This window comes from Pantoea sp. X-Soil-TKNS-1279, from assembly GCF_059730565.1.
Window position 1 is genome coordinate 121,924 of record NZ_AP035951.1, and the last position, 14,503, is coordinate 136,426.

Here is a 14,503-nt window from a genome sequence, read left to right on the forward strand (position 1 = left end):
TTACAATATCGATTAAAAATCAATATATGTAATATATATTAAATTCGTATGGTTCAGACGCAGCGCTTGTGGCACTGTGATTTGCCTGAAGTGGAGTAAAGGAGAGCCGGGTGCTGGCACAACAGATAAAAGACAATATGGCGGAGCTGAGTCCGGCGGAGCGTAAAATTGCCAGGGCCATGCTGGCCGACTATCCCGGAGCGGGCTTAGGTTCGGTGCAGATGCTGGCAGATCGCGCTGGCGTCAGCCTGCCTTCCGTGGTGCGCTTTGCCCGCCGCCTGGGCTTTGGTGGCTTCGTTGATTTTCAGCAGGCGCTGCGTGATGAGATCTCTGAACAGGCCAAAGGCCCGTTACAACGTCTGGATAACTGGGTGACGACAGAAAGCGCGTCGGCCCTGATGGAAGCGGCGATTAAATCTTCGACGCTGGCAATCCAGTGTTCATTACGTGACATCGCGGAATACGAAATCGCCGAGGCCACCCGGCTAATCGGTGCCAAAGAACATCATGTGATCCTCGGCGGTGGCCGTATCAGTCAATCGCTGGCGATGTATTTTGGCCGCAACCTGCAACAGGTAAGACGCGGCGTGGATGTGCTCGCCGAAAACCATCATGACCGGATTCAGCAGATCATCGACGTCAATAAAAACGACGTGTTCGTGCTGTTTGATTTTCGCCGCTACCAGCAGGACATGTATCAGCTGGCGCAGGAGATTGTGGCGCGAGGCGCCACGCTCATTGCGGTAACGGATACCCAACTCTCTCCCATCGCTTCTCTGGCTAAAGTGGTGCTGGCCATCCATGTGGAAACCCCGTGGCTGTTTGATGGTTATGCCGCCGGTATTGTGCTGATCGATGCCATTATCGCCAGCATTATGGAAAGTCAGGGCGATAAAACTGTGCAGCGCTTGCAGCAATGGGAAGCGCTTGGCCCCCTATCTTTGAATGCAAAATCTAAATGAGGTAATTGAAGACGTGAGCGTCCCACTCCTTTTTTCCGATGAACCCGCTCCGGTGATGGTGGAGAACCGGACAGGCGATTCCCCTTTTTTGATCCTGTGTGACCACGGTGGAAAACGCATTCCGCGTCAGCTCGGCGATCTGGGTTTACCTCAGCATGAGATCGACCGTCATATTGGCTGGGATATTGGCGTACTGGCGGTTTCCCGGCACCTGAGCCGCTTGCTGAATGCCCCGTTGGTGCATCAGCGCTATTCCCGCCTGGTGATCGACTGCAACCGCCTGCCTGGCATTCCCAGCTCGATCCCGGTGGTGTCGGAAGCCACCCCCATTCCGGGCAATATCGACCTGAGTCAGCAGGATCGTGACCAGCGACGGGACGACATTTTCACCCCGTATCATGATGCTATCCGCGCGATACTGGCCGAGCGCAAGCAGCACGGTATCCCGACGTGCATCCTGGCAATGCACAGCTTTACCCCGGTGTTTCATGGTGAGCAGCGGCCCTGGCAGGTTGGCGTTCTGTATCAGCATCAGGCCGACTATGCCCTGACGGTGCTGGAACAATTGCACAACACCCAGCGCTGGTGCGTGGGAGATAACCAACCCTATTCCGTTTCCGATGAAACCGACTACGCCGTACCGCAGCATGCCAATAAAAATGGTCTGCCTTATGTGGAAATTGAAATCCGCCAGGATTTGATTGCGCAGCCAGCAGGACAACTGGCGTGGGCTGAGGATTTAGCCCCCATTTTTACCGACAGCTGGAATGTGCTTACCCGTCAGCAATATAAAAAAGAGGCGTAATTCATGTTTAATCCCTCCAGTCGTAATATCCCGATTGAGAAACAAGCCGCGACGTTGTTATTTGTCGATGTGCAGAACTACAACGCCCGCCGTGATGGTGGTGAATATGTCGGGATGTCTACAGCCGAGCAATACGAGAAGTTTGGTTATTTCTTTGACATTATTGAACGTGAAACCATCGCGAATATGCAAAAAGTCCAGGCGGCGTGTCGTGCCAGTCAGGTTGAAGTGATGTACACCGTGATTGAAAGTCTGACCAAAGATGGACGTGACCGTAGTCTCGACTACAAAATCACCGGCTTTAACGTGCCGCGTGATTCGTGGGACGCCCAGGTGCTGGAAGCTATCGCACCAGCGGATGATGAAATCGTTCTGTCGAAAACCTCTTCCAGCGTGTTTATCTCCACCAATATTGATTATGTGTTGCGTAACCTTGGCACACGTTATCTGGTGATTGCGGGTTTTCTTACCGATCAATGCATTGAAAGCGCGGTACGTGACGCCTGCGATCTGGGCTATCTGGTGACATTAGTGACCGATGCCTGCGCGACACTGACGCCAGAACGTCAGCAAAACTCCCTCAATGCCATCAAAGGTTATTGTCGCCAGGTGACGACACAGGATTTTCTCAACGAACTCGCGGCAGGTTAAACGACTGTCTCAGGATTATCTGGTCCTGTTGGTAAAAAAAGGTGAAGACCCGCACGGTCGGATCAGTTTCCTCTAACCTTGATAGGGTGGCTTTGCGCCCGTCGGCTTAGAGGAGATCATCATGATTACTGCATGAAACTGCGTGACACCCGACCAATAAGTTCAGAGATCTTGCTCTCGACCATTGATCAAATGCCGATGCGCAAGGCTAACCTGGATTAACGCGGGTGACGGTCTACAACCTGTTGTGCTCGTTGCCAGCTTTCACAAAAATAGAATGCGGTTTGCACAAATAACCTTCACACAAAAAGTGCAGGGTGAAACTTTCCTGCACCATCGTAACGCCCAATGGAAGGTACTACGATAACGCGGCGATCCCTGGCTGGCTAATATTCCCTCCCACTTAACCTTAATTATCTCGCTGTGACGTCTGCCTGCTCTCGTGTTTCTCATTTTGAGAAATCGGTTATCGAAAATCGGTAATGACAATATTCCGGCATTGGCGCTGCTCTTGCTACATCAGTGCCATCTGCTTTTGTTGTTAACTTTTCATTGATCGCTGGAGAACGGTATGGCTCGTTACAAGACAAGACAGATTCACAAGTATGCTTTAACCGCATTATTGTTGTGCTGCGCTTCTTACAGCTATGCAGGTAAACAGAACGACACGCTGGTTTATGCCTCTGATAACGAAGTGGAAAATATCAGTCCTTATCATAACAATCTGCGCGAAGGCGTTATTCTGGCGCATATGGTGTGGGACACACTTATTTATCGCGACCCAAAAACCGGTGAATATAAGCCGGAACTGGCATCTGACTGGAAATGGGAATCCCCGACTGCGTTATTAATTCATCTGCGCAAAGACGTTAAATTCCACAATGGCGATCCCTTCAGTGCCGATGATGTGGTCTACACCTTCGAGAAAATCGCGGGTCCAAATACCGCCTCCGTGGTGCCGCAAAGTGTTGACTGGATCGATCATGTTGAGAAAGTCGATGACTTCACCGTTCGTTTGCACTTGAAACAACCCTTCCCGGCGGCGCTGGAGTATCTATCCGGCCCTACGCCAATCTACCCGGCCAAATATTTCCAGCAGGTGAAACTGGAAGGTTTCAGTAAAGCCCCAATCGGCACCGGCCCCTACAAGATCGTGAAAGTCATCCCCGGCCAGGGCGTTGATATGGTGAAAAACCCCGACTACTTCAAAGAGAGTCCACAAGGACAGCCGCACATCGGCAAGGTGCAGTTTGTGGTGATCCGCGACCCGGAAGCCCGTGTCGCCCAGTTGATGACCGGCCAGGTGGACTGGATCTGGCGTGTGGCCGCCGACCAGGTGGAGCCGCTTTCGGCCATGCCGAATATCGCGGTGAAAAGTGGCGAGACCATGCGCATCGGTTTCCTCGCGCTGAACACCAATGCCAGCGGCCCCGAAGCGGCGCCGCTGAAAGATCTGCGCGTACGCCAGGCCATCAATTACGCTATTAACCGTCAGGGCATTGTCGATAACCTGGTACGTGGTGGCAGCAAGCCAGTGTACACCGCCTGTTTCCGTACCCAGGTCGCCTGCAACGACAGCAAAGTTATCAAGTACAATTACGATCCTGCCAAAGCGAAGCAACTGCTGGCAGAAGCGGGCTATGCCAACGGTTTTGACACCGACCTGTGGGCCTATCGCGAACGTGATTATGCGGAAGCGATTATTGGCGATCTGCGCAAAGTCGGTATCCGCGCCCGCCTCCATTTTGTGCAGTATCCGGTGATGGCGACCGCCCTCAGCTCCGGCCAGGCGCCAATGGCCTTTAACACCTGGGGATCGTTCTCGATCAATGATACCTCGGCGTTTACCACCCCCTACTTCGGTGGCAAAGGCAGCGATATCTGGAAAGATGCCACGCTGACCGCAATGCTGAAAAAAGCCGATGCCACGGTCGATGCCAAACAGCGCAATGAAGAATATGGCGAGGCGCTGGGGCGTATCTCTGCCCAGGCTTACATTGCACCGATGTTTTCCTACTCCACCCACTACGCCTTCAATGCCGATCTGAACTTCCAGGACTGGCCGGATGAACTGCCGCGCTTTGCCCAATCCAGCTGGAAATAAGGAGCCGAAGTTATGGTGCGCTTTATCTTAAATCGGCTGCTGGTGGCGCTGGCGGTGCTGTTTACCGTGGCGGTCGTCAGTTTTGCCCTGCTGCATCTTTCGGGTGACCTGGCGATAGCCATTGCCGGACCGGATGCCAGCGCGGAAACCGTGGCGCAGATCCGCGTACAGAACGGGCTGGACCAGCCGCTGCTGGTGCAGTTTTCACACTGGTTCTGGTCGGCGTTGCACCTCGATTTTGGTCGTTCCTTCTACTTCGAAAACACCGTGATGGAGTTGGTCGGTCAGCGTATGCCCATTACGCTCCAGTTGGGCGGTGTGGCGCTGCTGCTGGCGCTGGTGGTGGCGATCCCCCTTGGTGTGGTGGCGGCGGTGTTTCGCGACAGTTGGGTAGACCGCTGCGCGATGTTTATCTCGGTGCTGGGCCAGGCGATCCCCAACTTCTGGTTCGCTCTGGTGTTGATCCTGATTTTCGCCGTAGGGCTGAAATGGTTGCCGGTGGCCGGTAACGGTAGCTGGCAACATTTTGTGTTGCCAGCAGTGGCACTGGGATATTACGCCATGCCGTCGCTGATGCGCCTGACACGCTCCGGCATGCTGGATGTGCTGGGTGCGGATTATATCCGCACCGCCCATGCCAAAGGATTGAGTGCCTTTAAGGTGGTGGTCAAGCATGGGCTGCGTAACGCCATTATCCCGGTCGTGGCGCTGGCAACGGTGGAGCTCGGTTTTATGCTGGGCGGCTCGGTGGTGATTGAATCGGTGTTCTCGTTACAGGGGCTGGGGCAACTGGCCTGGGACTCCATCTCGCGCAACGACTTCCCGGTGGTGCAGGCCATCGTGTTGATCATCGCCATTTTCTATATCGGGCTGACGTTCCTGGCGGATGTGCTTAATGCCGTGCTCGATCCCCGTTTGCGCAGCAAATAAGGAACCTCAATGAAAACGACTATGGCAGGAACCATGAAAAACGTCATTAGCCCGGAAACCGGCCTGTTGCCGGAACCAACGGCCTGGCAGCGCCTGTGTCGCCGTGTCTTCGGTCATCACAGCATGACGCTGGGCGTGGTGATTCTTGGCACCATCGTTCTGCTGGCGTTGCTGGCTCCGTTAATCAGCCCACACGATCCCTTTGCGCAGGACGTCAGCAGACGCCTGGTGCCGCCGGTATGGTTTGAGAAAGGCGAATGGACGCACCTGCTGGGTACCGACAAACTCGGGCGCGACTATCTCAGCCGCCTGTTGTATGGCGCTCGGGTATCTCTGCTGATTGGTCTGGTATCGGTGATGATCTCAGCGCTGATTGGCGTCACGCTCGGTGTGCTGGCCGGTTACTTTGGTGGACGGGTTGATGCGGTAGTCAGCTACCTGCTGACAGTACGTCTGGCGATGCCGGTGATCCTGGTGGCGCTGGCGCTGGCCTCGTTGATTGGGGGTTCGGTCAAGGTGGTGATTATGCTGCTTGGCCTGCTGTTGTGGGATCGCTTTCTGATTGTCTCCCGTTCCGTCACCCGGCAACTGCGTGAGGCCGAATTCATCGCAGCAGCGCGAACGCTGGGCGCATCTTCGCTGTTTATCATGCTGCGCGAAATTCTGCCGAATCTGCTCGGACCGCTGACGGTAGTGGTGACGCTCGAAATTGCCCACGCCATTTTACTTGAAGCTACCCTGTCGTTTCTGGGGCTTGGCGTACAACCGCCCATGCCGTCCTGGGGGCTGATGGTCGCAGAAGGCAAGGCATATATGTTCTTTCAGCCCTGGGTGATTGTGATCCCCGGTGTGGCACTGGCGTTGTTGGTATTGAGTATCAACCTGGTGGGTGATGGTCTGCGCGATATCACGGCACTCGACGGTCGCAACTAAGAGGGAAATGACATGAACCAGACTGACGCACCTCTGCTTGAAGTGAAAAATCTGCGGGTGGATCTCCAGACGCCGCGTGGCACGCTGCATGCTGTGCGCGGTATCGATTTCAGCGTAAATCGCGGTGAAATGCTGTGCCTGGTGGGGGAATCCGGCTGTGGTAAATCCATGACCTCACTGGCGATGATGGATTTGCTGCCGCGCAATGCCCGACGCCAGGCCGACAGCCTGCGCTTTAAGGGAAACGACCTGCTCGCACTTAGCCGCCGTGAACGAGCGGCGATGCGCGGCAACAGTATGTCGATGATATTCCAGGAACCGATGACATCATTGAATCCGTCCTGGACGCTCGGCGAACAGTTATGTGAAACCCTGCTGGCACATCGTAAGGTGTCGCGTGCGCAGGCGCGGGAACGCGCGGTGTACCTGATGGAGCGCGTCGGCATTCCGCAGGCGGCAGATCGACTGAAACAGTATCCGCACCAACTTTCTGGTGGCCTGCGGCAACGCATCATGATTGCGATGTCGCTGATGTGTGAACCTGAACTGATCATTGCCGATGAACCGACCACCGCGTTGGATGTCACCATTCAGGCACAGATCCTGCGTTTACTGCGCGAGTTGCAACAGGAAATGGGCATGGCGGTGATCTTCATTACCCACGATCTGGGCGTGGTGGCACGTATTGCCGATCGCGTGGCGGTGATGTACGCCGGGCAGGTGGTGGAAACCGCCCCGGTCAATGAACTGTTCCGTCAGCCGCACCATCCCTATACCCGTGGGTTGCTGGAGTGCATTCCGGTTGCGGGCCGCACGCAGCCGGGGCAGCCTCTGCCTACCATTCCTGGCGTGGTGCCTAATCTTACCGGTCCTCAACAGGGTTGTGCGTTTCGCAACCGTTGTAGCCAGTGCCAGGAGGCATGTAACGAGAATCCGCCTTATCAACCGCTCAATGCACAGCATCAGGTGCGCTGCATTCGTCCTTTGACCATCAGGGAGGCGCTATGAGCAAGCTGACACGGCCACACATTGCCGGCAATGAGGACATCGCGCTGGAACTTTGCGCGCTGAGCCGGACTTTTCGCCTGAATCGCGGGTTGTTTAAGTCCCCTGCGGAGATCCGGGCGGTAGACAATGTCTCGCTGCGTATCCGGCGCGGGGAAACGCTGGGACTGGTGGGGGAATCCGGCTGCGGTAAAAGTACGCTGGCAAAAATGCTACTGGGTCTGCTGCCGCCCACCACTGGCAACGTACTGATTGAGGGACGCGAGGTTGATGCCGCCGATCGGCGTAAATTGAGTGCGCGTATTCAACCCATTTTTCAGGACCCCTACTCTTCACTTAACCCGCGTCGCACCGTCTCAGATGTCGTTGAAGTGGCATTGCGGCTGCACCACATTGGCACGCCGGATGAACGCAAAAAGCAGGTGCGGGAGATGCTGGATCTGGTCGGCATGCCTTCACGTACTCACAGCCAGTATCCGGGGCAACTTTCAGGGGGGCAGCGTCAACGCGTCGCCATTGCCCGTGCGCTGATCCTACGTCCGGAGATTCTGATCTGTGATGAACCCACTTCGGCGCTGGATGTTTCGGTGCAGGCGCAGATCCTCAATCTGTTGCTGGCGCTGAAACAGGAGTTTTCCCTGACTTACCTGTTTATCAGCCACAACCTGTCGGTGGTGGAACATCTGGTTGATCATGTTGCGGTGATGCGCAAAGGCCAGATCGTTGAACAGGGAACGCGGGAACAGATTTTTAGCCAACCGCAACATCCCTACACCCGAGCGTTGTTGGCCTCGGTAATGACACCGGAACCGGGGCTCGGTATCCCGGAAATAGAAGGAATTGACGGATAATGACGATCACTCGTGAAGTCGTGCTACAGGCGGCGCTGGACCATTTTCACACCGGTGCCTTACGTGAAACGCTGGCGCGCCGGGTTAGCTACCGGACAGAGAGTCAGCATCCACAGCAGATGGCCTATCTCAATGAAGAGATGATCCCGTACCTCACCGCACTGGGGTTCAGTTGTCAGGTGGTGGCCAATCCTGAAGCAGGGAAAAGTCCTTTTCTGCTGGCGCGTCGACTCGAAGCCGATGCGGCGTTTACCCTGCTGACTTATGGGCACGGCGATGTGGTGCCGGGAGACGAAGAGAACTGGCGCAGCGGTCTTAATCCGTGGGAGCTGAGTGTCGAGGGCAATCGCTGGTATGGGCGCGGGACGGCTGATAATAAAGGCCAGCACAGCATCAACCTGGCCGCGCTGGCGTTGGTGCTCAAGGCGCGTAACGGACGGCTGGGCTATAACGTCAAAATGATTCTGGAGATGGGGGAAGAGATCGGTTCACCGGGTCTGGAAACGGTTTGTCAGCAGTATCGTGACTGGCTGGCCGCCGATCTGTTTATTGCTTCAGATGGTCCACGCGTGACAGCGTCACGTCCAACTTTATTCCTCGGCTCACGCGGCGTATTCAATTTTACCTTGCGGGTGACATTACGTGATGGCGCGCATCACTCAGGCAACTGGGGCGGATTGCTCAGTAACCCGGGTATACGCCTGGCCCATGCAATTGCCAGTCTGGTGGATGACAATGGTCGCATCTTGCTTCCTGCGTTGTTGCCACCGCCGTTATCCGCAAGTATCCGTCATCATTTGAGCGACCTTGCGTTGGGAAATGCCCCTGGCGATCCGCAGATTGCCCCGCAGTGGGGAGAGCCGGGCTTAAGCGCGGCAGAAAAACTCTATGGCTGGAATACGCTGGAGACGCTGGCAATCACCAGCGGCAATCCCGAAAAACCGGCACATGCTATCCCACCAACCGCGCTGGCGCATTGCCATATGCGTTATGTTCCGGGCAGTGATGTGGACAACTTTGCCGACCATATTCGCCAGCATCTTGACCAGCAGGGTTTTCACGATGTGGATGTGGTGGCGCCGGTAAACTGTTTCAAAGCCACGCGTATTGATCCTGACGATCCCTGGGTTGGCTGGAGTCTCGACTCAATTCGCCGTTCAATCGGCAAGGAAGCCGCAGTGCTGCCAAATTTTGGCGGTGGCTTACCCAATGCCTGCTTTCTTGATACGTTTGATGTGCCCACGTTGTGGCTACCCCACTCGTATCCGGCGTGTTCCCAGCATGCACCCGATGAGCATTTGCTCGCCGATGTGGCCTGCGAAGCGCTGCAAATCATGACTGGTCTGTATTGGGATCTGGCTGAGCAGGGCCGGGAGGTCATGCTCGAACGGCAAGGCTGACATCAGGGAGGCCCTGTGCACAACACTGAGATTCGCTACTTTATGGCGGTTGCAACCACCGGCTCGATCAGCGCCGCCAGCCAGCAACTGTTTGTCGCCATCTCCGCCATCAGTCGGCATATTCAGCGGCTGGAAACCCGGCTGGGGGTGACGTTGTTTGAACGCAGTCCACGCGGGATGCAGCTTAATGATGCCGGACATATTCTGGCAAACCATGTCCGTCGTAGCATGGCGGATATGGAGTTGGCCGTGGCTGAACTGCAAGGGATTAAAGCCGTGGCTCAAACCACTATCCGGGTGGTGTGTACTGATGGGCTGGCGTTTAACTTGCTACCGAACCTGATGGCAAAGTTTCGCCTGCTCCATCCCCGTGTCAGTTTTATCCTCACGGTCGGCACCGGCAGGCAGGTGCCGGAACTGGTGCGCAATGGTGAGTGCGATCTGGCTATCCGGTTTATTCTTTCTCCTGAGTCCGGTGTGGAAGTGCTGGCGTCTTTTCCCTCCCCGGTACTGATTTTTATGAAGGACGATCATCCGTTAGCGGAACGGGATATTCAGCTGGCGGATCTGAATGCCTGGCCCGTGGTGCTGCCAGACCAGTCAGCGACCATTCGCCAGCTTTTCGACCTCTCCTGCCGTATGAATAATGTCTTCATCGATCCCGTCTTCACCTGTAACCACTTTTCCACGCTGTACGAATTTGTCTGTCAAACTCCCGGCGCCATCAGCGTTAGCAGCCATTATTCGATAATGACGCGGGCGCGGCAGGATGGCCTGATCATCAAGACCATCAACCGCGACCAGTTGAGCCAGCGCAGCCTGCAATTGCAAAGTGAGATGGGAAAACCTCGCAGTGCGATGCTGGATGCTTTTTTTGTTTTCCTGCGGGAAGAGTTACAGCAGCGGGATCAGCAGTGTCGGAAAGAGTTTGATTTGCAGTTTCGTTGAGTCAGATCCGTAGCGGCGCGATTTATCGCGCCGCTACGAATGAATTATCCCGAGGGATTAACCGTTACGGAAGATATAGCTGTAAGCACTCAGGGCTGGCGCCCCCCCCAGGTGGGCATAGAGCACTTTCGAACCTTCCGGGAATTCGCCATTACGTACCATATCAATCATACCCTGCATGGATTTGCCTTCGTAAACCGGGTCGGTCAGTACCCCTTCGGTACGGGCGCACAGGCGAATCGCTTCCAGCGTGCCTTCGCTCGGTAAGCCGTATTCCGGGCCGCCGTAACGGGTATCCAGCACTACGTCCTCTTCGGTGATTTCACGTCCCAGTTCGACCAGGTTAGCCGTATTCTGCGCAATACGCAGGATTTGGGCTTTGGTCTTCTCGGGTTTGGCTGAAGCATCAATACCAATGACATTACGTGAACGGCCATCAGCGGCAAATCCCACCACCATACCCGCCTGGGTACTGCCGGTGACCGAGCAGACTACGATGTAATCAAATTTAAAGCCCAGCTCTTTCTCCTGCTGACGAACCTCTTCGGCAAAGCCGACAAAGCCCAGACCGCCGTAGGGATGTTCTGAACACCCTGCCGGGATCGGGAACGGTTTGCCGCCATTTTCTGCCGCTTCTTCCATCGCCTGTTTCCAGCTTTCGCGGATCCCGATATCGAAACCGGCAGAATCAAGGCGTACATCGGCACCCATAATGCGTGAAAGCTCGATATTGCCAACGCGGTCATAGACGGCATCGGCATAATTCACCCAGTTCTCCTGCACCAGAACACATTTCATCCCGAGATGTGCGGCCACAGCGGCAACCTGGCGCGTCTGGTTGGACTGCACGCCACCAATGGAAACCAGCGTGTCACAACCCTGCGCCAGTGCTTCCGGGATCAGATATTCCATTTTACGGGTTTTGTTGCCACCGAAGGCCAGACCGCTGTTGCAGTCCTCGCGCTTGGCGTAAAGTTCTACTTTACCGCCTAACTCTGCACTCAGACGTTTCAGTGGGGTAATCGGCGATGGACCAAAAGTCAGAGGATAACGGGGGAATTTTTCAAGATTCATAGCTTCTCTCCGGGATAAATGAAGTCGCACGCCTTAAATTATGCTGCGCAGTTGATATTGGTTTACGAAATAACAATATCGCATCGTGTTTGTTTTTCACATTTCGTTTTAATCACGTATTTTTTAATAAAAATCCATTCATTTTTATGATCTCGACTGGAAGTTACATTTTTCGGCGTCATGACGAAATAAAATTAACATCGCTAATGGATTTCCATCGACCCGTCCTTGGGTTTTTGATTAAAAATCATAAGGTTATCCTGATTTTGTTGAGCAAGGCTGACCTGATGTAGAACCCCTGAATTCATCGTTGCCTTCTATTGAATGCACGCGGCTAACAATGCTATTTCTTTGTCCATTCCTCCCCCATATTAATAATGAATAATCACATGGCTGAAAATTACCAATATGCGAGCAGTGCCCGCCAAGGGATGTTGAAAGGCATAATTTTATTAGTCATTGCGATTATTTTATGGGGGTGTAACTGGCCGGTGATGAAAGCGGGTCTTTCACATATCACGCCATTGTGGTTTTCTACCTTGCGTTTTTCCTCCAGTGCGGCCGTCCTTTTTTTATTGCAATTATCGACAGGACGGATACGTATTCCTGGACGCCGGGAGTTGCCGGTGATATTCAGTGTCGGCCTGTTACAGATGATGGCGTTTACTGCGCTGGGATGTATTGCGATGAATTATCTGCCCGCCGGAAAATCTGCCGTTTTGGCCTACACAACGCCATTGTGGGTCGTACCAGTTTCAGTGTTTCTGTTTAAAGAAAAATTATCCTCACTCCAGTTGTCCGGTGCGTTAATTGGCATTATTGGTATTGTGGTATTATTTAATCCAATTGCTCTCGACTGGCACGATCACGGGCAAATTATCGCCAACGGACTGTTGTTGCTGGCTTCTCTTTGCTGGGCTATCTGCATTTTGCATTTGCGCCATACTGGCTCCCGACTCAATGCCTTTGAACTGGCACCGTGGCAAATGCTGCTCGCTACCCTGGTGCTACTGCCGCTGGCATGGGGGTTTGAGGGCAACTGGAGCGGCGATAACTCCCGCGAGCTGTTAGCAATCACCTTATTTGTGGGGCCGGTCGCCACGGCGTTCTGTTTTTGTGCGGTCAATGCCGCCAGTGCATGGTTATCCGGCGTCACCCTTTCATCAATGATGTTGCTGGTGCCGATTACCGGCCTGCTGGTGTCGGTGCCTGCATTGCACGAAGAACTGACATTACCTCTGATGGCGGGCGCGTTGCTGATTGCTCTGGGTATTGCGTTACTGACGCGGAAAAAAGCATGACGACCGTTTTATAAAGGTATTTGTGTGGTAGAAAACACCTCACGCAAACCAATAAATGAACGGATCTGGCGTACACCGGGAAGAAATAATAATTGCTCGGCGTGGAGTTTATTAAAGCTCTGGTTATCTGCGGTGCGAATTAACATAATGTAGTCGAACTCACCGCTTACCATATGGCATTCCATGCAGCCGCGTATTTTACCAGCTTCACCTTCGAAATCTTTAAAGGATTCAGGAGTGGAACGATCAAGAACAATGCCAATCATCACCACCAGACCCGCATTTAATGTTTCCGGGTTGAGTAATGCAACAGTGTTTTTTATAAAACCGAGCTTTTTTAACCGTTCGACACGGCGCAGACAAGCGGGAGGGCTGAGGTTGATTTTCTCAGCCAGGGTGACATTAGCGATAGAGCTGTCACGCTGTAAAATTCGGAGTATTGCCATGTCAAAGCGGTCGAGTGTTTTATCACCATTTGTGATGTCCGGATTCTTCTTTTGCTCCATGATCTCCGCCTTGTATAATATGAATATCTTATTTTTGTCATAGCCTGTTCTTATATTTTTGCTGGCTACGAGAATTGCTTGTTTGCATCCTTTCATTGGAATATAAAAAAATCAATCAGAATTAAATCAACGCCAGTATTGATGAAGGTGAAAATGGCTTCGATTGACATTTATATCTCTGAACGCTTGCGACATTTGAGAAAAGCGCAGGGCTGGAGTTTGAGTGAAACAGAGAGAATGACCGGGGTCAGCAAATCAATGCTCGGTCAGATCGAGCGAGGAGAATCGAGTCCGACGCTGGCGACTATCGAGAAGATATCCGCTGGATTTCAGCTCACGTTAAAAGATTTCCTGAATCTGTCTTAACTCAGGAACCCATGCGTACGCATGCTATGCCTTAGCGGTACGAGAAGGTCATGGTGCAAAAAGTCATGATACATCACCTGGTTGAAGTGGATAAAAAGCCCCACTTTTTGATGCGGCATCTGTGGTTTTTACAGATTAAGCGCAATACGCTTACCATCTGGCAAGGTTACATCAAGCGCTAACTCACCACCCAGGGCAGCGACGTAACGTTTCAGGGTTGACAGTTTAGGGTCGTTATCAACCTTGCAATGCGCGCCTGGCTTTCAGGTGAGCGTTTTTCGAGCAATTTTTTATACGTCGCCATCTTCTTTTGCCTCTAGTGATTTCAGATGTGATGCGTACTCGCATCTGCAATTTTAATCATTCGTTTGTAGAATAGTTTTTCGACCTGGCCCTTCTTATCACCGGCGCATAAGATAATGGCCTTACGCGTTGGATCGAACGCAAAGAACAAGCGGAACGGGTGTCCACCAACCTGTACTCGCAGTTCTTTCATATTGGTATAATTTGAGTCGTTAAGCTGGTCGACCTGTGGGCGCCCCAGGTTAGGACCGTCTTCCTCGAAAATGCCAAAGTGGGCTAAAATTTCTTCCTGCACCTCGTCAGCTTGAGCCTCACACCAGTTATCAAATAACGTCCGTGTGATGATTTCCCAGGCCAATTCCAT

The 14,503-nt window shown here is 53.4% G+C and carries 14 protein-coding genes and 2 pseudogenes; 12 read left to right on the forward strand and 4 right to left on the reverse strand.

From position 1 onward, the window contains the following. The first annotated feature begins 110 nt into the window (after positions 1-110). The 10 genes from AC6I8N_RS25150 to AC6I8N_RS25195 all read left to right on the forward strand — a co-directional run bounded on the left by AC6I8N_RS25150 (position 111) and on the right by AC6I8N_RS25195 (position 10,589). Positions 111-962, forward strand: a complete 852-nt coding sequence (locus AC6I8N_RS25150; RefSeq protein WP_021183976.1) for a MurR/RpiR family transcriptional regulator — start codon at positions 111-113, stop codon at positions 960-962. After that, positions 946-1,767 carry an N-formylglutamate amidohydrolase gene (locus tag AC6I8N_RS25155; protein WP_497831535.1) on the forward strand — a complete coding sequence of 274 codons (822 nt, stop codon included), beginning with the start codon at positions 946-948 and terminating at the stop codon, positions 1,765-1,767. Before AC6I8N_RS25150 ends, AC6I8N_RS25155 begins: the two co-directional genes overlap by 17 nt. 3 nt (positions 1,768-1,770) lie before the next feature. Further along, positions 1,771-2,418, forward strand: a complete 648-nt coding sequence (locus tag AC6I8N_RS25160) for a cysteine hydrolase family protein (protein ID WP_497831536.1) — start codon at positions 1,771-1,773, stop codon at positions 2,416-2,418. 571 nt (positions 2,419-2,989) lie between these two features. Further along, positions 2,990-4,522: an ABC transporter substrate-binding protein gene (locus AC6I8N_RS25165; RefSeq protein WP_497831537.1), complete on the forward strand. Its 1,533-nt coding sequence runs from the start codon at positions 2,990-2,992 to the stop codon at positions 4,520-4,522. Between the two features lie 12 nt (positions 4,523-4,534). After that, complete coding sequence (locus AC6I8N_RS25170; protein ID WP_021183981.1) at positions 4,535-5,452, forward strand: ABC transporter permease; 918 nt, start codon at positions 4,535-4,537, stop codon at positions 5,450-5,452. Between the two features lie 9 nt (positions 5,453-5,461). Beyond that, positions 5,462-6,385: an ABC transporter permease gene (locus tag AC6I8N_RS25175; protein ID WP_021183982.1), complete on the forward strand. Its 924-nt coding sequence runs from the start codon at positions 5,462-5,464 to the stop codon at positions 6,383-6,385. Positions 6,386-6,397: 12 nt separating this feature from the next. Then, on the forward strand, positions 6,398-7,393 hold the full coding sequence (locus AC6I8N_RS25180; RefSeq protein ID WP_021183983.1) for an ABC transporter ATP-binding protein: 996 nt from the start codon (positions 6,398-6,400) through the stop codon (positions 7,391-7,393). Then, positions 7,390-8,241 carry an ATP-binding cassette domain-containing protein gene (locus AC6I8N_RS25185; RefSeq protein ID WP_497831362.1) on the forward strand — a complete coding sequence of 284 codons (852 nt, stop codon included), beginning with the start codon at positions 7,390-7,392 and terminating at the stop codon, positions 8,239-8,241. Before AC6I8N_RS25180 ends, AC6I8N_RS25185 begins: the two co-directional genes overlap by 4 nt. A 5-nt stretch (positions 8,242-8,246) precedes the next feature. Then, a complete protein-coding gene (locus AC6I8N_RS25190; protein WP_497831542.1) occupies positions 8,247-9,641 on the forward strand; it encodes a M20 family metallopeptidase in 1,395 nt (464 codons plus the stop codon). A gap of 15 nt (positions 9,642-9,656) precedes the next feature. Next, entirely contained in the window at positions 9,657-10,589 is a 933-nt protein-coding gene (locus AC6I8N_RS25195; protein WP_497831363.1) for a LysR family transcriptional regulator, read from the forward strand. A 57-nt stretch (positions 10,590-10,646) separates the two neighbouring features. Here AC6I8N_RS25195 and AC6I8N_RS25200 read toward each other — a convergent pair whose 3' ends face one another. Then, positions 10,647-11,663 (reverse strand): 1-aminocyclopropane-1-carboxylate deaminase, encoded by a 1,017-nt coding sequence (locus AC6I8N_RS25200; RefSeq protein WP_021183987.1) that lies wholly within the window; start codon positions 11,661-11,663, stop codon positions 10,647-10,649. Positions 11,664-12,094: 431 nt separating this feature from the next. Between AC6I8N_RS25200 and AC6I8N_RS25205 the strand changes: the two genes are divergently transcribed. Continuing rightward, complete coding sequence (locus AC6I8N_RS25205) at positions 12,095-12,964, forward strand: DMT family transporter (protein ID WP_497831543.1); 870 nt, start codon at positions 12,095-12,097, stop codon at positions 12,962-12,964. An 8-nt stretch (positions 12,965-12,972) separates the two neighbouring features. Here AC6I8N_RS25205 and AC6I8N_RS25210 read toward each other — a convergent pair whose 3' ends face one another. Then, positions 12,973-13,470 (reverse strand): Lrp/AsnC family transcriptional regulator, encoded by a 498-nt coding sequence (locus tag AC6I8N_RS25210; RefSeq protein WP_497831364.1) that lies wholly within the window; start codon positions 13,468-13,470, stop codon positions 12,973-12,975. 153 nt (positions 13,471-13,623) lie between these two features. Between AC6I8N_RS25210 and AC6I8N_RS25215 the strand changes: the two genes are divergently transcribed. Next, positions 13,624-13,836, forward strand: coding sequence for a helix-turn-helix domain-containing protein (locus AC6I8N_RS25215; protein ID WP_051337958.1), 213 nt, complete (start codon positions 13,624-13,626; stop codon positions 13,834-13,836). 128 nt (positions 13,837-13,964) lie between these two features. Here the strand turns inward: AC6I8N_RS25215 and AC6I8N_RS25220 are convergent. Together AC6I8N_RS25220 and AC6I8N_RS25225 are read right to left on the reverse strand one after the other, a co-directional pair. Continuing rightward, a pseudogene (locus AC6I8N_RS25220) lies at positions 13,965-14,081 on the reverse strand (helix-turn-helix domain-containing protein); the annotation flags it as partial. A 45-nt stretch (positions 14,082-14,126) separates the two neighbouring features. After that, positions 14,127-14,497: pseudogene (locus AC6I8N_RS25225) on the reverse strand (type II toxin-antitoxin system RelE/ParE family toxin). Between the last annotated feature and the right edge of the window lie 6 nt (positions 14,498-14,503).

Coding starts and splice junctions, on each gene's coding strand:
- AC6I8N_RS25155 (WP_497831535.1), top strand. CDS start 946: ATGCAAAATCTAAATGAGGTAATTGAAGACGTGAGCGTCCCACTCCTT.
- AC6I8N_RS25160 (WP_497831536.1), top strand. CDS start 1,771: ATGTTTAATCCCTCCAGTCGTAATATCCCGATTGAGAAACAAGCCGCG.
- AC6I8N_RS25165 (WP_497831537.1), top strand. CDS start 2,990: ATGGCTCGTTACAAGACAAGACAGATTCACAAGTATGCTTTAACCGCA.
- AC6I8N_RS25170 (WP_021183981.1), top strand. CDS start 4,535: ATGGTGCGCTTTATCTTAAATCGGCTGCTGGTGGCGCTGGCGGTGCTG.
- AC6I8N_RS25175 (WP_021183982.1), top strand. CDS start 5,462: ATGAAAACGACTATGGCAGGAACCATGAAAAACGTCATTAGCCCGGAA.
- AC6I8N_RS25180 (WP_021183983.1), top strand. CDS start 6,398: ATGAACCAGACTGACGCACCTCTGCTTGAAGTGAAAAATCTGCGGGTG.
- AC6I8N_RS25185 (WP_497831362.1), top strand. CDS start 7,390: ATGAGCAAGCTGACACGGCCACACATTGCCGGCAATGAGGACATCGCG.
- AC6I8N_RS25200 (WP_021183987.1), bottom strand. CDS start 11,663: ATGAATCTTGAAAAATTCCCCCGTTATCCTCTGACTTTTGGTCCATCG.
- AC6I8N_RS25205 (WP_497831543.1), top strand. CDS start 12,095: ATGTTGAAAGGCATAATTTTATTAGTCATTGCGATTATTTTATGGGGG.
- AC6I8N_RS25210 (WP_497831364.1), bottom strand. CDS start 13,470: ATGGAGCAAAAGAAGAATCCGGACATCACAAATGGTGATAAAACACTC.
- AC6I8N_RS25215 (WP_051337958.1), top strand. CDS start 13,624: ATGGCTTCGATTGACATTTATATCTCTGAACGCTTGCGACATTTGAGA.